28 protein-coding genes and 1 tRNA gene are annotated in these 20346 nt (G+C 34.6%); 6 read left to right on the forward strand and 23 right to left on the reverse strand.

The features are described from left to right. Positions 1–378 precede the first annotated feature (378 nt). From ACTWQB_RS15670 to ACTWQB_RS15680, 3 genes are all read left to right on the forward strand, one after another. Positions 379–1089, forward strand: coding sequence for a tyrosine-type recombinase/integrase (locus ACTWQB_RS15670; protein WP_443140122.1), 711 nt, complete (start codon positions 379–381; stop codon positions 1087–1089). Then, a complete protein-coding gene (locus tag ACTWQB_RS15675) occupies positions 1061–1327 on the forward strand; it encodes a tyrosine-type recombinase/integrase (protein ID WP_443140123.1) in 267 nt (88 codons plus the stop codon). The genes ACTWQB_RS15670 and ACTWQB_RS15675 overlap by 29 nt, the downstream gene beginning before the upstream one ends. A gap of 228 nt (positions 1328–1555) precedes the next feature. Continuing rightward, entirely contained in the window at positions 1556–1990 is a 435-nt protein-coding gene (locus tag ACTWQB_RS15680) for a PH domain-containing protein (protein ID WP_443140124.1), read from the forward strand. A 745-nt stretch (positions 1991–2735) separates the two neighbouring features. Here ACTWQB_RS15680 and ACTWQB_RS15685 read toward each other — a convergent pair. From ACTWQB_RS15685 to ACTWQB_RS15695, 3 genes are all read right to left on the reverse strand, one after another. Continuing rightward, the gene (locus ACTWQB_RS15685; RefSeq protein WP_443140125.1) at positions 2736–3332 is read right to left on the reverse strand and encodes a hypothetical protein; all 597 of its coding nucleotides are present in this window, start codon (positions 3330–3332) and stop codon (positions 2736–2738) included. Between the two features lie 6 nt (positions 3333–3338). After that, entirely contained in the window at positions 3339–3497 is a 159-nt protein-coding gene (locus ACTWQB_RS15690) for a hypothetical protein (protein WP_156994631.1), read from the reverse strand. A gap of 315 nt (positions 3498–3812) precedes the next feature. Then, positions 3813–4145, reverse strand: a complete 333-nt coding sequence (locus ACTWQB_RS15695; protein WP_443140126.1) for a hypothetical protein — start codon at positions 4143–4145, stop codon at positions 3813–3815. A gap of 1167 nt (positions 4146–5312) precedes the next feature. Between ACTWQB_RS15695 and ACTWQB_RS15700 the strand changes: the two genes are divergently transcribed. Beyond that, positions 5313–5792, forward strand: a complete 480-nt coding sequence (locus ACTWQB_RS15700; protein ID WP_052717233.1) for an HNH endonuclease — start codon at positions 5313–5315, stop codon at positions 5790–5792. Between the two features lie 482 nt (positions 5793–6274). On the opposite strand, the gene ACTWQB_RS15705 is transcribed toward ACTWQB_RS15700, so the two are convergent. The 3 genes from ACTWQB_RS15705 to ACTWQB_RS15715 form a co-directional block, all read right to left on the reverse strand. Next, positions 6275–6553: a hypothetical protein gene (locus tag ACTWQB_RS15705; protein ID WP_443140127.1), complete on the reverse strand. Its 279-nt coding sequence runs from the start codon at positions 6551–6553 to the stop codon at positions 6275–6277. A 94-nt stretch (positions 6554–6647) separates the two neighbouring features. Beyond that, on the reverse strand, positions 6648–6953 hold the full coding sequence (locus ACTWQB_RS15710) for a hypothetical protein (RefSeq protein WP_443140128.1): 306 nt from the start codon (positions 6951–6953) through the stop codon (positions 6648–6650). A 20-nt stretch (positions 6954–6973) separates the two neighbouring features. Then, the gene (locus ACTWQB_RS15715) at positions 6974–7429 is read right to left on the reverse strand and encodes a hypothetical protein (RefSeq protein WP_443140129.1); all 456 of its coding nucleotides are present in this window, start codon (positions 7427–7429) and stop codon (positions 6974–6976) included. A gap of 105 nt (positions 7430–7534) precedes the next feature. On the opposite strand from ACTWQB_RS15715, the gene ACTWQB_RS15720 reads away from it, so the two are divergent. Next, positions 7535–8686, forward strand: a complete 1152-nt coding sequence (locus tag ACTWQB_RS15720; RefSeq protein WP_443140130.1) for a DNA cytosine methyltransferase — start codon at positions 7535–7537, stop codon at positions 8684–8686. A gap of 48 nt (positions 8687–8734) precedes the next feature. Here ACTWQB_RS15720 and ACTWQB_RS15725 read toward each other — a convergent pair whose 3' ends face one another. From ACTWQB_RS15725 to ACTWQB_RS15780, 12 genes are all read right to left on the reverse strand, one after another. Beyond that, positions 8735–9385: a hypothetical protein gene (locus ACTWQB_RS15725; RefSeq protein WP_443140131.1), complete on the reverse strand. Its 651-nt coding sequence runs from the start codon at positions 9383–9385 to the stop codon at positions 8735–8737. 161 nt (positions 9386–9546) lie between these two features. Continuing rightward, positions 9547–10182 carry an HNH endonuclease gene (locus ACTWQB_RS15730; protein WP_443140132.1) on the reverse strand — a complete coding sequence of 212 codons (636 nt, stop codon included), beginning with the start codon at positions 10180–10182 and terminating at the stop codon, positions 9547–9549. A gap of 69 nt (positions 10183–10251) precedes the next feature. Beyond that, positions 10252–10539 (reverse strand): hypothetical protein, encoded by a 288-nt coding sequence (locus ACTWQB_RS15735; protein ID WP_443140133.1) that lies wholly within the window; start codon positions 10537–10539, stop codon positions 10252–10254. Between the two features lie 53 nt (positions 10540–10592). Then, positions 10593–10991 carry a hypothetical protein gene (locus ACTWQB_RS15740; RefSeq protein WP_443140134.1) on the reverse strand — a complete coding sequence of 133 codons (399 nt, stop codon included), beginning with the start codon at positions 10989–10991 and terminating at the stop codon, positions 10593–10595. Then, on the reverse strand, positions 10991–11209 hold the full coding sequence (locus ACTWQB_RS15745) for a hypothetical protein (RefSeq protein ID WP_443140135.1): 219 nt from the start codon (positions 11207–11209) through the stop codon (positions 10991–10993). The genes ACTWQB_RS15740 and ACTWQB_RS15745 overlap by 1 nt, the downstream gene beginning before the upstream one ends. A 76-nt stretch (positions 11210–11285) precedes the next feature. Next, positions 11286–11885 (reverse strand): hypothetical protein, encoded by a 600-nt coding sequence (locus ACTWQB_RS15750; RefSeq protein WP_443140136.1) that lies wholly within the window; start codon positions 11883–11885, stop codon positions 11286–11288. A gap of 14 nt (positions 11886–11899) precedes the next feature. Next, the gene (locus ACTWQB_RS15755) at positions 11900–12349 is read right to left on the reverse strand and encodes a phBC6A51 family helix-turn-helix protein (protein WP_443140137.1); all 450 of its coding nucleotides are present in this window, start codon (positions 12347–12349) and stop codon (positions 11900–11902) included. Next, positions 12349–12573, reverse strand: a complete 225-nt coding sequence (locus tag ACTWQB_RS15760) for a helix-turn-helix transcriptional regulator (protein WP_443140138.1) — start codon at positions 12571–12573, stop codon at positions 12349–12351. Before ACTWQB_RS15760 ends, ACTWQB_RS15755 begins: the two co-directional genes overlap by 1 nt. A gap of 1204 nt (positions 12574–13777) precedes the next feature. Next, the gene (locus ACTWQB_RS15765; RefSeq protein ID WP_443140139.1) at positions 13778–14350 is read right to left on the reverse strand and encodes a recombinase family protein; all 573 of its coding nucleotides are present in this window, start codon (positions 14348–14350) and stop codon (positions 13778–13780) included. Between the two features lie 466 nt (positions 14351–14816). Then, positions 14817–15155, reverse strand: a complete 339-nt coding sequence (locus ACTWQB_RS15770; protein ID WP_443140140.1) for a hypothetical protein — start codon at positions 15153–15155, stop codon at positions 14817–14819. A 223-nt stretch (positions 15156–15378) separates the two neighbouring features. Continuing rightward, positions 15379–15519, reverse strand: coding sequence for a hypothetical protein (locus tag ACTWQB_RS15775; RefSeq protein WP_443140141.1), 141 nt, complete (start codon positions 15517–15519; stop codon positions 15379–15381). Positions 15520–15820: 301 nt separating this feature from the next. Further along, the gene (locus ACTWQB_RS15780) at positions 15821–16003 is read right to left on the reverse strand and encodes a hypothetical protein (protein ID WP_443140142.1); all 183 of its coding nucleotides are present in this window, start codon (positions 16001–16003) and stop codon (positions 15821–15823) included. Between the two features lie 112 nt (positions 16004–16115). Between ACTWQB_RS15780 and ACTWQB_RS15785 the strand changes: the two genes are divergently transcribed. Continuing rightward, entirely contained in the window at positions 16116–16568 is a 453-nt protein-coding gene (locus ACTWQB_RS15785; protein WP_443140143.1) for a hypothetical protein, read from the forward strand. A gap of 24 nt (positions 16569–16592) precedes the next feature. Here the strand turns inward: ACTWQB_RS15785 and ACTWQB_RS15790 are convergent, their stop codons facing one another. The 5 genes from ACTWQB_RS15790 to ACTWQB_RS15810 all read right to left on the reverse strand — a co-directional run bounded on the left by ACTWQB_RS15790 (position 16593) and on the right by ACTWQB_RS15810 (position 20172). Further along, positions 16593–17513: a helix-turn-helix transcriptional regulator gene (locus ACTWQB_RS15790; protein ID WP_443140144.1), complete on the reverse strand. Its 921-nt coding sequence runs from the start codon at positions 17511–17513 to the stop codon at positions 16593–16595. A 14-nt stretch (positions 17514–17527) separates the two neighbouring features. Then, the gene (locus ACTWQB_RS15795) at positions 17528–18478 is read right to left on the reverse strand and encodes a tyrosine-type recombinase/integrase (protein WP_443140145.1); all 951 of its coding nucleotides are present in this window, start codon (positions 18476–18478) and stop codon (positions 17528–17530) included. A 287-nt stretch (positions 18479–18765) separates the two neighbouring features. Continuing rightward, positions 18766–18847, reverse strand: a tRNA-Leu gene (locus ACTWQB_RS15800). A gap of 141 nt (positions 18848–18988) precedes the next feature. After that, positions 18989–19744: a M23 family metallopeptidase gene (locus ACTWQB_RS15805; protein WP_443140146.1), complete on the reverse strand. Its 756-nt coding sequence runs from the start codon at positions 19742–19744 to the stop codon at positions 18989–18991. A gap of 2 nt (positions 19745–19746) precedes the next feature. Next, positions 19747–20172: a phage holin family protein gene (locus tag ACTWQB_RS15810; protein WP_443140147.1), complete on the reverse strand. Its 426-nt coding sequence runs from the start codon at positions 20170–20172 to the stop codon at positions 19747–19749. Positions 20173–20346 lie beyond the last annotated feature (174 nt).

The following is a 20346-nucleotide window of genomic DNA, read 5'->3' on the forward strand; positions in this document are numbered from 1 at the left end:
TATTTGTTAACGAATCGATCCCAATGATTATGTTTATCAAAAAATATGCGTCTTAGAATATTATCCATACTAAAAAAATACCACAGAACAGCGTTCTATGGCACAATTTTTATACTTTCTTATCTTTCAAAAAAGGAAGTAGATTTAATCTACTTCCTTCGATAAAATAACACCATTTGTGTGTATAACGGGTATACCGGTGGTCGGGTTCGAACCGACACTCCGTGAGGAACACGATTTTGAGTCGAGAACCGCCCAAAAATAAAGGACAAACCTTTATATATCACAGCTCTAACATCAATTTTTATGATTTTTTGCAAGTAATCCACGCTTGATTACGTTTATTACATCAATTTTTATCAAAAGGAGATGTATTTATTGGGAAAGAAACGGTTTAGGCGTAGGAATGAAAACAAAAATCTAATAGAATTGTTCGAGGAATTTCAGTTGGAGAACAAAACTAAAAACTTATCACCCAAAACTATTAGGTCTTATGAAAACAATTTAATCCTCTTTTTTCGATTTATTAAGCTTGAGGGCCTTACCTCCCCCTCGGACATACACAAAACGGTTTTGGAACATTTCAAAAGGTGGTTATTAGATAAAGATGTTAAACATACAACGATAAACACTTATCTCCGCCATACCCGAGCATTTTTGTATTGGTGCATGGGGGAAAATTACATTGAAGATTTTAAAATTCAATTAATCAAAATTGATGAACCACAAAAGGAACCATATACAGATGATGAGATCAAAAAGCTTTTATCACCACCCGATTTAAAAAAATGCGGTTTTGTTGAATATCGTAACTGGATAATGGTTAATTTCTTGCTTGATACGGGAGTTAGATTAAATACTTTAATAAATATTACTGTTTCAGATGTAGATTTAGAAAATGGAATTGTTTTATGTTCAACGAATAAAAACAGAAAAGTCCATTATGTACCTATAAGTGATGTTTTAATAAAATTGATTGGAAAATACATCAAAACATTTGATTTAGAAAAAGATATGTATTTATTCCCTAATGAAAGTGCAGAACAATTAAAATCACGAAGTGTCCAAAGTACGATTTCAAAAATATAATTATTCTCGTGGGGTATATAAAACATCTATCCATGCTTTCCGCCACACTTATGCTAAAAATTATATCCAACAAGGCGGAAGTTCATTGAAATTACAAAGGTTATTGGGTCATTCAACTTTAGATATTACCCAAAAATACGTCAATTTGTATTCAAACGATTTAAAAGAAGGTTATGATGATGTTTCCATATTAAATAAATTGAACAAAAAGAATAATGGTTTTAATCGTAAACGGTAAAAACATAAAAACGCACAGAAAAACATAATAATAGCAGATTAAACCACTTATGATTGCTCTATTCCTTTTTCTTATTGTACCAACTTGTTATATACAGTAAAGATAATTGTAGCTTTTTATGTTAAACTGAATATAGAGATTGTGAAAGATTGTTCTTAAACTAACGTGCAGTTTAGTGGAAGAAGCAAAAATCGGTTTAACTTCACTTTGAATATTAGGGGAGGTATTATGAAATTTCATGCGAAAAAAGACATGACTTTTCGAATCTTGATTTGGGGATCGGTATTACTTTTCTTAGGACTTTCTGTTGGACTATTCATACCGATTTACCATGAAGCGGGATTGGCCGCAAGTATAACTTTTTCTTTTATATTTGGGATTTTCGCCATCGTCATTTTATGGTTATGGTATCGAACATTTTACGTTGTAACAAATGAACATTTAATTATCCATATTGGCCCATTTAAACGCCGAGTTGAGTTGAATACCATTACAAGAATTGAAAAAACCTATGTCCCATTAGCGTCAAGTGCACTGTCAAAAGAACGTTACTTTTTATATTACAATGCAAATGATTATACTATTATTGCACCTGAAAATATTGATAAATTTGTTGTAGTTGTCAATGAAAAAAGAATAGAACCGATTGAGTTCTTAAAATAATAACAACTGAAATTGCCGTTTGCTATCGTTACAATGGTCTCGGAAATTATACAGCTTTATTGAGCTAACGGGAGCTTTAGTTGAACAAGACGATACCAAAACATAACACTTGGATACTAAAATCCAAGTGTTTTTGTTTGATATTTGTACTGCTATTTTGAATGTTATATTACTCAGCTTTATTATGTTATTTCACCTGTTTTTTATTTTCTATAAGGTATCGGAATTACATACTATCAATAATGGCGCCATCCTTTTATTAGGGAACTAATCCCTTTATATTACCGTGATTTTTATCGAATGTATCAAAATGATAGAATTGATACATGATTAGCCTTTTAAAAAACTTGATTAGCTCAATGTTTCTAACAGTTCTCGCTGTTTTGTCGTGTTTTATATGTAACATTTCAAATGGTAGATTTTCATAAAATGATACAAATTAATCTCTAACAACTGCCAAATAAATATTATATAATCTAATTGAACCAACAATGGTTCTTTGGATGTCTTACTGCTATTAATATCTAATCCTTATTGAATTGCACTTTCCATATTGGGAAGTGCTTTTTCTTTTGCATAAAAATAGCCCATGAAATCGAGGGAAATGTTAAACTCGAAATCATGGGCTTATAACAAGGAGTCTAAATGGCATTGGGTATATTTCATAGGAAAGGATCTTCCTTGTTCATTTGTTATATACGAAATCAAACAAAAATTTTAAGGAAATTATAAAAAAAATAGCCCATCAATTTTGATGGACACATTTCTCGAGAATAACCGTTGAAACAAACCGTAAAGTAAAAGACGAACCATAAGAAAAAGGAGTGTTCTGTTGTAAATGATAAACTTTAGCAAATTGTATTAATAATGTATTTCCACCTTCGTTTTTTATCCCAAACCGCTTAAATGGTTTTAATGTTTGGTCAGTATCAACCACGAACTCAAAGTTTTTGTATTTTTGAGAATTTGGGTTACTCACTTTGATTAGTGCATAATCCCCTTTTATTTTGATTTCATGATTATATTGATCTTTGTTTCTATCAATGTTGTATTCCACTAAGTTGTTTTTTCGATAGTTATATTTGTTTCCATCTCTATGAGCAATGTTGTCTGATTTCCCAATAATGATAGATTTTAAATTTTCCAGTTTTCTGTTTGGAAATACCCCATATAAAGTAGGTTTCGATTGATTGGTATTTGCTAATTGAAGGTATTTATATCCACGATTTAATACTTTATCCACGTCTTCATTGTCCACCATGATTTCAATTACAGTTCCTTTTTTTGTTGTGGAAGTGATAATTGAATAATCATCATATTTAGCGGTTAATTCTAATGGCATACATCATCACCCATTTATCATTTTTTCAAATTGACGTTTCTCTTCAACTTCCCGCTTCGCTTCATTGTCCAGAGCCTCCGCTAATTTTTTCATGGAGAAATTTACTTGTGCTTTCCAATATGAAACTGGATTCCGCTCCTTTTTGGATAATTTTTGTTGTTTCATTTCGATATTTCCTCCCGTTCATGAAGTATCAATAAATGGTATCAATACCGTTTGGTCTTATGGATTATATCAACCTGCCATACCAAGACAAGTGTCTATTCCGATTAATTACATATGATGTAAATCTAATATTGATTTCGTTACATCATAAACAAATTGAAAAATAAAAAATCGTGATAAGTGTTGAGCCTATCACGTTTCTAATAGATTTCATTATGTAACAATTCTTTTGTTTTGTTACATGAAAAAGGTTTTAAGTAGCTTTAGCTATAACTAAAAATCAAAAAAATAGCACCCGTTTTAATGGGTGCTTAATTATTCGTTTTTTATCAAATATTGAATAGCATATTTTAAACCTTTATCCAATTTGAATGACATATTATATCTTTGATTTGGGTGGAACCATATAGGCTTTATTTGTTCATCATGTTTTTTATGTTTATCATTATTTTTAAAATACATAATAAAATGTGGCATTAGTTCGTATGCTTTGTCTTGGTCAATTCCTCTTTCTCTGAACCAATATGGTAAATTCCTAAAAATCACTCTTTTGTCGCTATCACGTTCAATAGGTTTTCTCATCAATTTATTATGGTGTTCTAAAAATGACTCCGCCACGTCTTTCCATGAAATTCGGTTTTCATACATTTCCAATCCTCCTAAATATTTTTCATTGTTTATATACAAAATGATTGATAATATTTAAGGCTGTTTTAATTTTGCAGTATTTTAATTCCTATCGTTTCTAAATGATTTCATAATGTTTTATTCATGAAGTTAATTAATCATTGATAGCCAACAAAGCTATTTATTTTAAAATTGAATTTAATTATGTATCATTTTGTTAAATCAAATTTATTTAATAAGCATTTAGTTTAACAAGCATCTATCGTGAAAAGCGAGTTATGGTGGAAGAACATAATACACCTACCTACCAGAAAATCATGGAGAATTTCGTGATGTTAATTTTCAAATATTGCGATTTTCTGGTAAGTAGGTAAGTGTATCGTGAAAAGCTGAGAATGATGGTTTTCACACCTTGTTTTACACCGGACTTTCGTCCACGCCAACTTTTTACACTTACGAGCTTCCCAAAGTGCGGAATATATTTGGCGCTACCGTTCCCGTAAGAACAAAGCTCTTCCGCCTGACCGGTTATGGGCGTCAACCCCTAACAACTGCAACGGTAAACAAGGAAATCCGTATATTTGCAGTCTGCTGATTTTATTGCAACGGCTCAGCTCACCTACCAAGGTTATTTTTACAACGTATTGTTAGGCATTCCACGTTGGACAAATAAAAACGCCTTTCAACCCGTGCATTTTCACCTTACCACGAGATAAAAGACGTTTTTATAACCAACAGGAATATCCTTAAAATCTGTTGAGTAACTTTGGACATGATTATATAATAACCATGTAAACGCCGCATTGTGGACTTGGTGGAAATGCGGTTGAAACTCCGTTTCGTTATCAGTTGGCGCTGATAACATATGAAACGGGGTTTTTTATTTGTCATTATTCAATTATGTACCATTCATTTTTCTCAAGTATTATATAAGAACCATGATGGAACTCAACTGATAATATCTTCTTTTTTGTTTTTATGAATAATAAAAATGATTTCATTCGTTACTATCGTTAAGCATTTCAACGTAGCACGTTTTAAATTAATTTCGTGATGAAATACTATCAAACAAATTTAATTACAATAGAACGTAAATACTCGTCATTGGTTATATACAAAAATAAAATATTTTTTAAATGAAATTAAAAATCTCATGGAATTTTGTATATAACATACGGGTGAGATTAAATGAATAAACAACGATATGAACATTTAAAGGAATACATTGATCTTTTAAATATTGATGTTGAACGTGGGTTAATTTTGAACAGGAAAGCATGGCTCACTAAAAATGGGTACTTATCAATCAAATTAAAATACAAAAGTTATCGGGTGCATGAGGTTATTTTAACAGCAGCTGGAGTTAATTTAATTGGGTTAACTGTTAATCATAAAAACGGTATTAAGACAGACAATCGAATAACTAATCTTGAAGCGGTTACTCAAAAAGAAAATAATATTCATGCAATCAAAACTGGATTAAATTCGACTGAACATCTAAAAGGGCTTATTCCAAGAGCAAAATTAAATGAATATGATGTAAAACAAATTAAACAAATGTTATCCATGAAAAAACATACTCAAACGGAAATAGCAAAAATGTATGAGGTAGATGTATCAATCATAAGTAAAATTAAAAAGGGAAAGTTGTGGAAACACGTTGTTTAGAGGTTGGGAAAATGCGGGGAGTTTACGACTTTCAGAACTTGTAATAATATTATTAGGTAATAAAACTAAATCACGCATGATTACTTGTAAAAAATCTTTTAGAAAAAGAAAAACACTCCTAACAAAAAACTGTTAGAAGTGTTGATATAACAACGATTTCAAGTACCGGTGGTCGGGTTCGAACCGACACTCCGTGAGGAACACGATTTTGAGTCGGTTTCGTTCAATTTTCGAACACCGAACGTTTTCTTTCGTTGATATTACGACAATATGAAGCGTGAATAACGTCACACTATTCGTTTCAGTTCATATGATTCACGAAATCGCACCTTATAATATTAAAATTTGTCGTGCGAAATGTTTGGTTAAATAATAAATAAATTATCCGTATTTGTCAACGTATAAAACTAATCGATCGACGTATTACCCAATACTTCAAACCTTAATCGTTTGTATGGCGTTTCTCTAACCACAAATGACCACTATTTTAGACCCCTAATACGATTTTTGCGCTTTGATTCAAGTACCTTTTGATAATTCACCCTAACGTAATTTCGACGATTTTGGATTTCTTTCTCTTGATTCTTGGAATAGTAGTTTTTTCGGTATTTTTTCTTACATTGCTTACACTTCGAATAACGTCCGCCTAAACCTCTCTTATCTTTGTGGTATTCTTCTAGTGGCTTAATTTCGCCGCATTCCTTACATTCTTTTGATAGCATTCCTTCGATTACTTGAAGTTCGATAGTATTCTTCGCCATAATTAAACAACCCCCTATTGATTTCTCAATAGTAAATGTTGTTTCTAATACTGATTTGTGACGCTTGTAAATAAAAAATCGCCAATCTTTACGATTAGACGATTTTCTTTCGATAATCCAACAATAATTCAATTATTCCTTCGTTTGAAAGGTTTTGTTCCGCGAGTTCGTCAAGATATAACCGTGAACTACTTTCGTTATTTATAACTTCATTTTTGGGAAAATCCAACTTCATTAATATCGTAAAAGCGTTATATTGTTTTACTCTTTCGATTGGCGTTCCTTCTTCATATCCAATCGATCTAATGTCAACGTTTTTATCTTCGTTCATGATTCTCTTATGTGCTTCAATTGAATTGACTAGCAAACTATCATTTATGAACGTTTTTGTTTCCTTCATATCGACATTCCCTTTCTAGTTTAATTGACGATTGTTTCGAACTCACGTCCGTCTTCGAAATCATCATCATAAACAATCTTTATCTTCCAAGGCGGTGCCGTTTGTTTATGTATCATAAGGTTTATTGTTATCGAATTCTTTGAAGTTATTCTATCGGGGACTTCACTCATAAAGAACAACCCGTGTTCATTTGCGGTCTTCCCATTTATATAGAACTGTATGTTTTTAGCGTCTGATTCACCTGTGTTTTCAATGATAAGTACGTCCTTATATCCCCGTTTACTTCTACTTGGTGCATGTGAACGTTCAATACGCAAATATGCCTTTTTCTTTTCGTTCTTTTTCTCCTTGTTTTCTTTTACTGCCATAGAAGTTCTTCGCCAATTGAAATACAAACCAATTGCCGCAATTATGACACCTACGGCGGATATCACTTCTTTATAATCAATAATCCATTGAATTACTTCTTGAATCACTTTCCCCAACACCTTCTATCAATCATTAAATTATTTTCGTTGACAAGTTGTTCAAAGTGGTACATAATTCTTATATAATAAAAACGCACCAAAAGGGTGGTAATTATGAAGGACAAACAACTTATCTCATTACCAAAAAAGGAAAATAGGGAACTAATCGAAAAGATAGAAGACTTGGCAAAGAAGGAAAATCGGACAATATCCGACGAAATTCTTTCCCTATTAGAAATAGGATATCAAGAATACATAAATCGTGCAATTGATTCAGCAACGCCAAAATCCGTCGTTTCATTATTTGCGGGTGCAGGTGGGCTTGATATCGGTGTTGAAATGGCTGGACTAAACGTTATTTGGGCGAACGAAGTGGATAGCGATGCTTGTGACACTTACATTGCCAATCATCCTCATGTTTACGTTGAACGTGGTGACGTTAGGAACGTCAAAAAGTTCCCAAAAGCAGACGTTGTAATCGGTGGATATCCGTGCCAAGGTTTTTCTTTAGCAGGTAATAGATTAGTAACCGACGATAGAAACTATTTGTATAAAGAATTCATTCGTTGTATCCGCCAATCTGAACCAATGTTTTTTATTGCGGAAAATGTGAAAGGATTGTTAACGGCTGGTGGCGGAAGAATCGTCGAAGCTATGGTTGAAGAATACAAAGAAGAAGGTTATGACGTAAAATATCAGCTAGTGAATGCTAAAAATTACGGTGTTCCACAAGACCGTGAACGTGTTTTTATAGTTGGCGTTCGCGAAGACGTAGATTTCGAATATCATTTTCCGCTTCCAACTCATGGCGATAGTCTTGAAATGAAACCTTATGTGACATTGAAAGACGCAATCGGACATTTAAAGCCGACTGAAATCGGTGAATATGATAATAGCGGATTTTCTTCAAGGTATTTAAGCCGTAACCGTAAGCGTAATTGGGACGAGGTTAGTTTTACAATTCAAGCAAGTGGTAGACACGCACCTTTACACCCGTCTGGTGTACCAATGGTAAAGGTTGACCGTGACGAATGGATTCTTCCCGAAACGTCAGAACATAGAAAATTATCCGCCGTTGAATGTGCTTTAATACAAACATTCCCGCCTAATTATAAATGGAAGGGAAATCTATCTTCACAATACAAACAAATCGGAAACGCCGTTCCGTGTTTATTAGGGAAAGCTATTGCGAAGCCGATAGCCGATTTCTTGAAAGTATATTATAAAGAAGAACAAAACAATCAAAAGATTAGTAGAATCAGTTAATTGATATGAAGATTCGGGGCAGAAATAAAACTGCCCCCTTTTATCATTCTACAAATAAGCGTGACGATAGATATAAAAACGGTGTGAATTTCCGTTGTTGTCAATTCGGTCAATATGCCTTTCTAATTGAAGATTACTATTATAATTACTAACGTTTTCAAACTTCGAAACGAACGCAACGCCCGTTATTTCTCTTTGCGGACTTGGGAACGAATACATTTTCCTATGACGACGAACGCCGTCCTCGTATGTGCCAAATCCCGTTTCTTGTGTATTCGCATGAGCAAAAGCCCATTCACGGTCATTATTGAAATAATCACCGTCCACAACCGTATAATCCGCCAAGTATCCATATTGTCGTTCTTGTGTGTAACGTGCAATAACGTAATAACATTCGCCTTCTAACGTTTCACTATGCTTGAAACCACCACAAGGAATCGTTGAATTGAACTGTATTTGTCCAGTACCACGAAGTGACTTTAATTCGAAACCCACACCACGAATTATGTAATCGGGGTGGTCATTAGCACCTAATGTTTCGGGTTCCAAATCGTCAATACCGTCTTCGAACCAATCACTTAAAAGTTCGTTATTGCCTTTCAAGTAGATATTGGGATTTCTATGACGTTGTAGCTTAACGCAACTTCTATGAAAAACTTCAATCGCAATTTGTAATGCGTGTTCTTCTCTTGCGTTCATACATTCACCTCCCTTTTTACAACTTGCATTCTATTATACTATCGAAAACTATCATAAACAAAATTATCCATGACTTTATGACTCATCTATATAGAGCGTTTCGTTATTGATCTATTATGTATAGGCGTCGGATTATCTGTTCCAAACGCCTATGATTATGATTATATTAGTCCATTCTTTTTCAAGAAATCAATTCGAATCTTTTCCAAACGATTCAATTCGTCAGTGACTGTTTTTTGATACACTTGTATTGCTTCTTCTTTTGTTTCGAATGACCCGACGTGTTTTCCTTGGAATTGAACAATAAAGCGATTTCCTCTTTTCTTATACCCCTTCGAATTCTTTAATCTCGAAAGAAGAACGTTTTCTTTTGCGGTCACAACTTCAAGATTATCGTCGGTATTATTAAAAGTGTCTTCGTCCTTATGATGAACTTGAATAGAATAACCCGTTTCTTCTTGGAATCCTTCATACAACGCTAATTCATGACGCTTTAGGAAACGGTGAAGTGGTATTTTCCCAACATCACACCCAATCACCGCATAATAATCACCGCCGTTATTTTGGATTTTGTTGACCTTACCCGATTGTATGACTTCGGGAAGTCTGTTCTTTGAAATCTCGGTTTGAAATCCGTCTTCAATAAACAACGTGATGGTTCCGTTGTGATTGTCTTTGATATCATTGAATTTTCGCCACTTTCTCCAATTGTTTCGAACAAGAATCATTTGTTTAAACTTGGATTCAGCTTCATTAGTAGGATTGAATGAAACAACATTATTTTCTCTTAAAAACATAGTTCATTCCCCCTTGTTTGGATTGTTTTTTTATCTGTAAAACTCAATATAATAATGGATTTTAGTCAATCAATTATCATTCTCTATTTCTTCAAGATATTCTTTTTCAAGTTCACGAACGGTTAGAATGGGAAGATTAGTGACCCAAGCTATTACGAAAACCTTGTTAGGTTGGTTATTGCGAAGCATAGACGCCGCTTTTCGTTTGCGTGATTCATATTCACGTCGTGTCTTCTCGTCCCAACATTCCCCACGGGTACGGTGAACAACTTCATCAATATTAAAACCTGCACTAACTTCGGAACCAATGCCGTCAAGAAGTGATTCATTTTCTTTTAAAAAGGGTGTTTTTCTCATTTATTTAGAACCCCCTTTTGGATATAAAAATAAGGACGACAAAAGCCGTCCCATTATTTTTCGATATTATTCAATTCTTGAAACGCTTTTGACAACCGTTCCATTTGTTCAAACACCTTATATTGTTCTTCACTCATTCGAATCATTTCTTCATCTTCTTGACGTTGTTTTTCGAGTTCTTGTTTGTCTTTATCCGCTTGACGTTGTTTGTCTTTGGAATCCTTATTACGTTGTTCATCAAGTTGATATTGACCAAGCGTCATTAATTCCGTGTTGTTTAACGAATTCGGGTCTTTTTCATAACGTTCTTTTAGTTGCTTGTATTCGTCTGTATTTTTTGATTTTGCCGTTTTCCCATTCTTTTCGTACCATTCCGCAAAGTCGTCAACTGGTGTTCTATTAGGTTTTTGATAATTCAAATCGTCAAATTGATTCTGTTTGTTATTATTCATTAGAACCATCTCCTTTCAATCGGTTTTTTGTTCGCCTTAACTGAATCCATACGGCGTTTTGCAATTTTTATAATTGCTGTTGCTTCAACGTTAGGAACGCCTAATTCTTCGGCAATTCTTTGTTTGGAATATCCGATTTCTAACATTCTGATACACTCTTGTATAGTTCGTTCCCGATATTCTTCTTGCTTCTGAATCACTTCATAAGCCGTCATCATGTTTCACGACCCCCGTAATACTCACGCCTTATCATGAAAATTGACCAAACGACAACAACCGCATGAATCCATTCCATTATTCATTCACCCAATGTGGAACATTACCGCTTGAATACGTTTGTTTTTGAACTTGTTCTTTAACGCCGATTGCGTCCTTGTCGCTTGTAAATCTGATTGGAACAACAACCCTTTCCTTAATTGTGCTTCCGTAAGTTTCGGATTCAAGACCAAGTTCATTTAATACCGAATTAAATTCGTCATTCGCTTTACCGACTTCTTGTTTAATTTGACCCAGTTCCGCCAATTGTTTTAGGAATTCATTCCGTGCTTTTTGAACGTCTTGAATCTTGCGGTCATATTTTGTTTGGATTTCTTGAATATTCTTTTTACGACGTTCTTTTGCGAATGGAATGAATTTTTCCCTTGCTAGTTTATTTCGTGCTTGATACGCCTTTTGCAACATAGAATCAGTTTCTTTAAGTTCTTCTTCTTTTTCTTCTAATAGATTTTTCGCCTTCTCAATATCTTCTTCACTAATTTTGCCAATCAACAAATATTCAATAGATTCGTCGATAGTATCCTTGATTTCTTGAATTTCACTAAAAACCTTTGACTTTTTAGATTCCAATTCTTGAATCTTGTTTTTCACCGCTTTCAATTCGTTTTGGCTTGACATTAATAATCCCCCCTTTATTGAACTTGTTTATAATCGTCTTCTAACGCTTCATCAATAATAGCTTTCAATTCGTTTAATTCAGCTTCAAGTTCGTCATTTGATACATCCTTTTGATGATTTATTTCGGACTTAACTTCGACCTTCTTCGTCTTATCGGTTAGACCGACAATATCCGCATATAGCTGAATTGCCTTGATGTTTCCTTGTTTAGCTTTACGTTTCAAAGCGTCCAACACTTCTCCTTGGTCTTCCTCGAATTCTTCGATTGTGCGTTCTTTGATATAGTCTTTGAACGCTTGTTTGCGACGAATATTTCTCAAATGACGGTCAGTAATACCGTGTCTTTTTGCGATTTTTTGAAAAGTTTCCCCCGTGATTTTCTTTCTAAGAACGGATTCCGCAATTTCAATTTCTTTTGGCGACAATCCATATTCGGGATCGGTATAATATCGTTCTTTCGCCACTATAAAACACCCCCAAATTTTCGTTTTAGGTTTTGAATTTGTTCAATTTCTTCTTCGGTCACATTAAAACGATATCGAATTCGGTTCTCCAGCGTTTCGGATAATTCAGTTACACCAGTTTCGATTTTCGATACCATTTGTTGACCGACGCCAATTTCACGACCAAATTCCGCTTGTGTTAATCCGAGATTTTGGCGAAATCTTTTTACGAAGTAACCGTCCATACAAACCGCCCCCTTATTGACCTAGTAAAATACGAATAAATAACCAAAATAAAAAACCCCTCGAAGGGGGAATGAACAAGCGATTTGGTGTCTTTCAATTAATAGTTAAGCTAGAAGCCGTTTTGTAAGTGTAAAATACAACTTTTTTATAAAAAAATTAGGACGGCAACAAAAGTCACCGCCTAATATATATATCGGTTCGATATGACCAATAATCCAAACATCGGGGAACAATAATTTATATCAAGCCGCCGAAAGGAAAGCGGCGACCTTTTACCTTTTCATTATATCTTTGTTGGTATTTATTAATTAATTTTGTTGTTTAATTATTTATATATGTTTATATATGTAATCGTTGATTTAGTTCGACAAAGTAACATCTTGTATGTTACCTTTGGCGAAATATTATATCCTTTTTTGGTTCATTTTTTCTTAAAAAAGAACATACTAGCATGTTTCGTTTTTTCGTTATTCTTTACGTTTCTTACGTTTTTTTCGTATCTTTCGTTATCTTTCAACTTCACTCACTTTCGTTCGTTCGTTAGCTCATTTCATTCGCTTCACTTTTTTGTTTTTTTTTTATTCGTTTTTTTTCTTACGTTTTACTAATTACGTTTTACTTAACGTATAATACATTTATTATTTTACTCTGTGAAGGTATTTGTCAGGCATTTTTTACGAAATTTTTTCGTTAAATATAAAATTTTTCTATGTAAACAAAAGACGCCAATATCAACGCCCTTTCAACTTATCGAACTCCGATCTAATACGAACATTTTATACTTGTTTCGGCTGTTCTAACGTTGAAGGTTGTCGATATTGACGCCTTGTCGTTCGGGGTGAACTCTTAAAATAAGCGATATTGAAGCGATTGAATTACGCTAGAGTATCGACATTCCGTTTAATTATTTGTCGCAAGATTGACGAAAAGGGACGTCTAATGACGTTTAATGTGGGTTTTGTTCGTGGGGGGTTCGTTTGTAAAATCCGCAAATTGCAGATTTTGCGTTCCGATATTTAAAACCCGCTTGGAATCTTTATCGCAATAATACGGACAATGACAATGTTTCAACCGCTTCATTTTCGGAATCACGGCGACAATCGGAAATCGTCACCGCCTTTATTGTTTTATCGCTTACATTCGAATGTGTTGTTTCTATTGTCCGATATGTGACGTTAAATATTAAAAATAAAGACGCCGAATCTATTTCGACGCCTTTTCCCTCACTTTTGCTTTACGTTTAGCACGAACTAACGTTGATTTAGAAATCCCCGTCATTCGTTCAACTTCCGTATAAGAATTCGATTCCAACAATTTCAAAGCGTGTTCAATCTGTTTCTTGCCGAATTTGTTGGGACGTCCTTCACGAAAGTCTTCTTTTTGCTTTGCGATCACTTTTCCTTCTTGAGTACGTTCTACAATCATGTCCCTTTCAAATTGTGCGAATGAACTCATGATGTTGAAAATTAATCGTCCCGTTGGTGTATCTTCGACAATCCCCATGTTTAGTATGTGAACCTTTACGCCTTTATTAAATAAGTCTTCAATTAATGATGTTGCGTCTTTTGCCGACCTTGCGAATCTATCAAGTTTTGACACCATTATTGTATCGCCTTCTTTTACCTTATTAAGAAGACGTTCAAATTCAGGTCTTTCCTTTGTTGTCCCCGTTACCTTTTCTTGATAGATTATTTCGCAACCTTCCGCCTTCAATTGGTCGATTTGCGACTGTAAGTCTTGACCTTTTGTCGATACTCTAGCGTAACCATATTTCATTATGAATTCGCCCCTTTTAACCGCAATAATTTTGACCATAAGTTATGACCATTCGTCTAATACTGATATTATCACCTCGCCAAATCGTTGTCAAAACTTATAAGTTATGACCATAAAAATACAGACGTAATAGCGAAAGAATCAACGATATTACCATACGTGGACAATGTTCCTATAACGCAAATATAAGCGATTTGAGAAGGTTTTGTTGTTCCAATACGGATAAACATTAACGAAGGAATAAAAAGCGAATATAAAGCGAATATGGACGGATTTGAACGTGATATAAGGCGAATAATTCGACCCCACCACACGGGGGATAGGGGGTCAGAAAAAGCGAAAAAGGCGTTCAAAAAATATATAATATAATTCGAAAACCTTCGGGGGACATAAAGCGTTAAGCTTCGGGGGTTATTACGATAGCTTCACAACGTCCATAAAAAAAGACGCCTAGCGAATAGACGTCCTATTTTGTGGCAATATTATTTTCGTAATATGAAATTAATTCATGTTCGTCCTTCTCTATTTCGGGAATTAAAATCGTTTCAATCCCTTCGATTACTTCGCCAATATCTTTAAGACCTTCGAGTGTATAACGGTATAAATCGCCTATTGTTTCGACTATAAATCTATTAGATTCTTCGTCTAGTGTTGCAACAAATGATTTCTTTACCGTTTGTTGTGTTGCGTCAAGCATTAACCCCCGTAATTCCTTATCGTGACAAACCGCCAGTTCGAAGCGATTAGATAAATAAAAAGTTACCCCTTTTCGATTTACAATTTTGATTCCTTTGATTTCGTCCATATCAAACAACCCCTTTTCGTTTTAATTTATCTAAACGTGTTGTTTGAAGTTTATTCGTTGTGACACTTTGTCGCCATTTTTTTTTAATAACGTGACCCCACCCAACGGGGGACGCCCCCTATTCCGCAACTCAAAAACCGAATAAAATAAATACGCTATATTTTCGATAACTTCGGAACGTTCAGAGACGATTGTTGACGTATAAAAAAAGACGCCTATTCGATTAGACGTCTTTCATGGATAATTGTTCGGCTAGTCTATTAAACGCTTTATTGAAATCTTGTTTTGCTTTTTCGCTTGGTTCGTTACTTATGATTGTAATAGTAAATTTTCCTTCTTTCACAGTTCTTTTATTTACCTTCATGATTACGATTCCCCTTTTACACTTTTTGTTTATACGTGTTATTCGTTTGTTATTCGTGACTTACATTGTCGCCTACCAGTAACATACCCCCATAACGGGGGATGCCCCTTATCCGACAAACCCAAAACCCCATGAAGTAAATACGCAATATTTTATATAACTTTGGACGTTTTAGTGACGATTGTTGACGTAAAAAATGACGTCCCTTGTCGTGTATTTGGGACGTCTTAATCGTTAGGGGAAATAAAAAATTTCCTTGTAATAATCGTTATTTTTATTATATTCAATTTCTTACAGACGTTCAAGATTGATTATGATTATTATGGGATTCTTTTTGCTTCATTTGTTCATTAACAATTTTATTTACTCTTTTCCGAGCTAACTGATTTAGCAGTTTATTGAATTCTTTCATTGCTTCTTCACTTGGTTCATTATAAGTGACATGGATCGTATCTTTTCCAATTTTCACTGTCTTTTGTTTCATAAACTATGCCCATCCCTAAACTACTTGCTATATTAAACTTTGACCTACAAAGATATACAAATATTGATACAATAATATTAAATATTTTTCCAAATAGGGAGGGAATTATTCTATGCCAATTTGGGTTCAATGGGTTAGTTTTGCTTTTGCGGTCGTGGGTTTTTGTTCAGGTCTTTATGCCTTATATTTGAACCACGAACGAACTACAATCGTAAGACGTCAAGAAAAAGAACGTCTTGAAGAAAAGAAGAAGGCGAAGTTCAAAGTTGATACTGGCGAAAAAATGGGTTCAAAACGGATTCAAAAAAGGTTTTTACTCACTAACGTTGGACAAGCGGAAGCAAGAAACGTTCAAGTCGAATTTTATAATTATGACCGTGAAAAGAATCGTAAAAAATGCGACCCACTTGCAGGGGAAAGCGTCCCTTCTACAATCAATTCGGGTCAAACGGTCGATATGTTGTTAGTTGCGGATATGTTGAACGCCCCGCCTTACGATATTGTTATTACGTGGGAAGACGACAATAAATCCGATAACATAATTAATACGACATTGAATCTATAAAGACGGGGACTTCGCTTCCTCGTCTTATTCGTTTATCCAATCATAATATATAGTATTGTCGCCTTCCGTATCGTTATTTGCGTCATTCAACCAATCATAAAACAATATATTTCCTTTGTGGGTTGTAGCAACTACCTTTCTACTAATTGGTGCAAACTTTGTTATTAAAACCCCAAAGAAATATCCGTCAAACGATTTTTTTATCCTTCCCAATTTCTCCATAAATATCGACGTCTTAAATGATTCGATTATCGCTTCAATTACTTCTTGTGATAGATATACTTTCATTTGTTTCATTGCATTCTTTACAATACCCCATAAACGGAAGATTCTTTTCGCTTTGAAAAATGGTTTTGCCGTATTGATGAAATCCTCGGGAACGATATCTTTCGGGATAAATGAACAATCTATTTTGTCGGATTCCGATTCTTTATCATTAGACGTTATAACTTTGTTGTCACGGGACGTCATACCTTCTTTGTCTTCTCTTAAATTATTAGGTAATGATTCTTTTTCAAATGGTTCGAATTCGTCAATAAGCGACAACTCATTGTCGATATTAGCTTCTTGAACTTTGTCTGATGTAACCACTTGTTGTAACCTTTCTAATGAAAAAGGAAGAATACGAACTACCTTAACGGAAGGACGACCAGACATTGTTTGAGTACGAACACTATCAATAACACCTATTGATTCAAGCTTTTTTATTGCTTTATTTACTGTTTTTCTTGAATACCCAGTTTCTTTTGCTATTGTCGCTTGTTTCATGAATGATAAACCAATACAACGTAAGGATGCTTTACCAAGGCAAAATAATACATCAATAACTGATTGAGGGACATTATGTTTTAAGTGATCTATGTAATTATAAATTGATTCGTTCATTTCAGTTATATTATTAAATGATTCGTATTGTTTTAAAACATCAAAATTAATAGCGTTCATATAAATCCTTCCTTTTAAAATAATTTTTCTATTGGCGAAAACTTCGAGTGATTATCACGAACTTCATTCGAAAACATATTGACGTAGTTCCGCACCATATCCATTGACGTATGACCAAGAACGGATTGAAGCGAAAACACGTCCGCACCATTTTGAACACTCATCTTTGCAAATGTGTGTCTGAATGTATGTGGAGAACAACGAACATTTTGAATCCCTGCTTGACGCCCATATTTCGAAATAGCCGTTTGAACTGCTCGAATCTGCAACGGTTCATTATCGATATTGACAAATAAGGTTTTGGTGTCTAATGAACCCCGTATTTGTAGATAATTCGCAAGTTGTTTTTTCATTCGGTTTTGAATAGGTACAAATCGTTCTTTGTTTCCTTTACCGTCTATGCGAATAAGACCGTCTTGAAAATTAATGTCATTGGTTTGTATGTCACATAACTCACGTACACGGACGCCCGTTTCAAGCAATAACATCATGATTGTATAGTCACGGATCCCTGTGAATGTGGTTCGGTCTGGTTGTCGCAATAATGAGTGAATTTGTTCACGGGAGAACGTTTCGATAATAGTTCTTTTTTGTCTTACAAGCTTGACGTTCTTGACGGGATTTTGGGTAATAAATCCTTCCCGTTCCAAAAAATTAAAAAATGAACGAATCGCTCTTAAATTAGCGTTAATAGTCGTCTCTCTTTTTCCTTCTTTCATCATTCCAAGTATGATTACGTCCTTTATTGTTTCTTCGTTCAACTTCACTGGTGACGTTGATATTTGATTACGTTCTAAACGCTTTTGAAATTTGGTCAATTCATTTCGATAGTATTTTGAAGTATGTTCGGAAAGATTTCGGATTCTACAATCTCGCATGAATAAGTTGAATAAGTATTCAAACGAATCCGATTCAGTTGGTTGTTGAAGAATATCGGGGGATAGTTTGTTCCGACGTCTTGCCATTCGAATCAATCCTTTCGATTTGATATTCGAACAATGGACGTCTTCACACTTCGTATTATTAGTTCGCACGACTAAAAAGCCGTAAAAACACGAAAAAAGCGACTAGGAATCGAATCCTAATCGCTTCATATCGCCGTCATATCAACGTTTGACTAATACCGGTGGTCGGGTTCGAACCGACACTCCGTGAGGAACACGATTTTGAGTCGTGCGCGTCTGCCAATGCGAACTACACAAAAGGACTAATATAGACATAAAAAAAAAGCCTTTAAAAGGCTCCATATTAATAGCGAAGGTGGGATTCGAACCCACACGCCCGAAGGCACTTGATTTTGAGTCAAGCATGTCTGCCGGTTCCATCACTTCGCCAGAACGAAAACTAGTATAACATGATTTTAAAAAGTTGTCATTACATTTTTAAAGCCCCTCATAATCGAGGGGCTTTTTGAAACGGGACATGTTTGTGATCAGTCCACGCTATTATTATTTTATTGAATCGTCTTTTTATGCTTACAAATTACCTTTATTCAATCGACGTTGGAGCTCTTTAACCACTTCTGATGGACGACTTAACACTTTATCATGAGTTGTTCCTAAATACTTTTGTAATTTACCGATGGTCTCAGGTCCTAATAAACCATCAACTCTAGCACCTATTAATTGTTGTAAAGCTTTAATGACTAAGCTACCCTTTTTACCACTACCAAATTTGATTGTATTACCATAAAACGCTTCAGTTATGGCATTACGTATTTGGTCACTAATTTCACCATCAACTACAGTACCTAATACTTCTTGCAAGGCACTAGTAGTTTTCACTCCCCATTTACCGTCAACTTTTAAATTAACTGCTACTAGGTTCTTTCCTAGATACTTTTCAGGATCTACTGCATGAGTTTTATTAATATTCCAGTTGCCGCCTTTATGAAGTTCGAAGTGTAGATGCTGACCAAATGAACGACCAGTATCGCCCATAACCCCAATAACTTGTCCTTGTTTAACATGGTCACCAGATTTGACTTTACGAGAACCGTTTCTTAAATGCGCATAAACAGACTCCCAAGTCTCCCCGTTAACCGTGTGTTCAATCATAATGCACTGGCCATACGAATCAGAGTTGTATGAACGTGTGACTTTTCCGCCAGCTACTGCTTTGATTTTATGGTATCCTGGTTGAGCATAATCAACACCGTTATGCGTTGGGCGCTCTTTAGTTCTGAATCCACTTGTTACACGTTTAACAGTCGGATAAATGAATGTAGCCATGTTTATCGACGCTCCTTATCTGAGAATTCCTCTTTAATTTCTTGAGTTACACTCTTGCTATCTTCATTAATGCTATTCAATCTGTCAGCTAACCCTGGTGGTACTAAGACACCTACAGCTGCTAAGTTCTCAATAATACTTAAACCTTCATTAGCTATATAAAAAAGCACAGTCGCATATGTGACTGCACCATTTAACCCTAATATTTGATCAACTACGTTGGCCAAGATAATCACGACTAGAATCAATAACTTTCGAGCATAACCAAACAACGACTTTCTGGACCACAAGTTACCATTTTTAAGAGCTTTAAAAATCCCTGTTACAATATCCAACGCCATTAATAATAGTAGCAAGTGTAGAAACTTAACTTCTCCAAACAAATAAAAATGAGCTGCTTCTAAATAAGACAAATTAACACTTCCCATTCTTTCATCTCCTTATTAATCATCATAAGTTGACCCCCCTCTATATATTTGGTCATAAAAAAAGAGGTGGTTAACACCTCTCGTACTCCCAACAAGTTAATTATGCTGTAAAACGTTCCGTCAATTTCTCTTTAACTAGGCTTTCTAACCCATCTAAACCAGGGTTAGCTTCGT

Source organism: Piscibacillus sp. B03 (assembly GCF_052246295.1).
Lineage (GTDB): Bacteria > Bacillota > Bacilli > Bacillales > Alkalibacillaceae > Piscibacillus.

Excerpts from the sequence above, each read along its gene's own strand:
- ACTWQB_RS15680 (WP_443140124.1), top strand. The coding sequence starts at position 1,556 with ATGAAATTTCATGCGAAAAAAGACATGACTTTTCGAATCTTGATTTGG.
- ACTWQB_RS15685 (WP_443140125.1), bottom strand. The coding sequence starts at position 3,332 with ATGCCATTAGAATTAACCGCTAAATATGATGATTATTCAATTATCACT.
- ACTWQB_RS15690 (WP_156994631.1), bottom strand. The coding sequence starts at position 3,497 with ATGAAACAACAAAAATTATCCAAAAAGGAGCGGAATCCAGTTTCATAT.
- ACTWQB_RS15695 (WP_443140126.1), bottom strand. The coding sequence starts at position 4,145 with ATGTATGAAAACCGAATTTCATGGAAAGACGTGGCGGAGTCATTTTTA.
- ACTWQB_RS15700 (WP_052717233.1), top strand. The coding sequence starts at position 5,313 with ATGAATAAACAACGATATGAACATTTAAAGGAATACATTGATCTTTTA.
- ACTWQB_RS15705 (WP_443140127.1), bottom strand. The coding sequence starts at position 6,553 with ATGGCGAAGAATACTATCGAACTTCAAGTAATCGAAGGAATGCTATCA.
- ACTWQB_RS15710 (WP_443140128.1), bottom strand. The coding sequence starts at position 6,953 with ATGAAGGAAACAAAAACGTTCATAAATGATAGTTTGCTAGTCAATTCA.
- ACTWQB_RS15720 (WP_443140130.1), top strand. The coding sequence starts at position 7,535 with ATGAAGGACAAACAACTTATCTCATTACCAAAAAAGGAAAATAGGGAA.
- ACTWQB_RS15725 (WP_443140131.1), bottom strand. The coding sequence starts at position 9,385 with ATGAACGCAAGAGAAGAACACGCATTACAAATTGCGATTGAAGTTTTT.
- ACTWQB_RS15730 (WP_443140132.1), bottom strand. The coding sequence starts at position 10,182 with ATGTTTTTAAGAGAAAATAATGTTGTTTCATTCAATCCTACTAATGAA.
- ACTWQB_RS15735 (WP_443140133.1), bottom strand. The coding sequence starts at position 10,539 with ATGAGAAAAACACCCTTTTTAAAAGAAAATGAATCACTTCTTGACGGC.
- ACTWQB_RS15740 (WP_443140134.1), bottom strand. The coding sequence starts at position 10,991 with ATGAATAATAACAAACAGAATCAATTTGACGATTTGAATTATCAAAAA.
- ACTWQB_RS15745 (WP_443140135.1), bottom strand. The coding sequence starts at position 11,209 with ATGATGACGGCTTATGAAGTGATTCAGAAGCAAGAAGAATATCGGGAA.
- ACTWQB_RS15750 (WP_443140136.1), bottom strand. The coding sequence starts at position 11,885 with ATGTCAAGCCAAAACGAATTGAAAGCGGTGAAAAACAAGATTCAAGAA.
- ACTWQB_RS15760 (WP_443140138.1), bottom strand. The coding sequence starts at position 12,573 with ATGGACGGTTACTTCGTAAAAAGATTTCGCCAAAATCTCGGATTAACA.
- ACTWQB_RS15765 (WP_443140139.1), bottom strand. The coding sequence starts at position 14,350 with ATGAAATATGGTTACGCTAGAGTATCGACAAAAGGTCAAGACTTACAG.
- ACTWQB_RS15770 (WP_443140140.1), bottom strand. The coding sequence starts at position 15,155 with ATGGACGAAATCAAAGGAATCAAAATTGTAAATCGAAAAGGGGTAACT.
- ACTWQB_RS15775 (WP_443140141.1), bottom strand. The coding sequence starts at position 15,519 with ATGAAGGTAAATAAAAGAACTGTGAAAGAAGGAAAATTTACTATTACA.
- ACTWQB_RS15780 (WP_443140142.1), bottom strand. The coding sequence starts at position 16,003 with ATGAAACAAAAGACAGTGAAAATTGGAAAAGATACGATCCATGTCACT.
- ACTWQB_RS15785 (WP_443140143.1), top strand. The coding sequence starts at position 16,116 with ATGCCAATTTGGGTTCAATGGGTTAGTTTTGCTTTTGCGGTCGTGGGT.
- ACTWQB_RS15790 (WP_443140144.1), bottom strand. The coding sequence starts at position 17,513 with ATGAACGCTATTAATTTTGATGTTTTAAAACAATACGAATCATTTAAT.
- ACTWQB_RS15795 (WP_443140145.1), bottom strand. The coding sequence starts at position 18,478 with ATGGCAAGACGTCGGAACAAACTATCCCCCGATATTCTTCAACAACCA.
- ACTWQB_RS15805 (WP_443140146.1), bottom strand. The coding sequence starts at position 19,744 with ATGGCTACATTCATTTATCCGACTGTTAAACGTGTAACAAGTGGATTC.
- ACTWQB_RS15810 (WP_443140147.1), bottom strand. The coding sequence starts at position 20,172 with ATGGGAAGTGTTAATTTGTCTTATTTAGAAGCAGCTCATTTTTATTTG.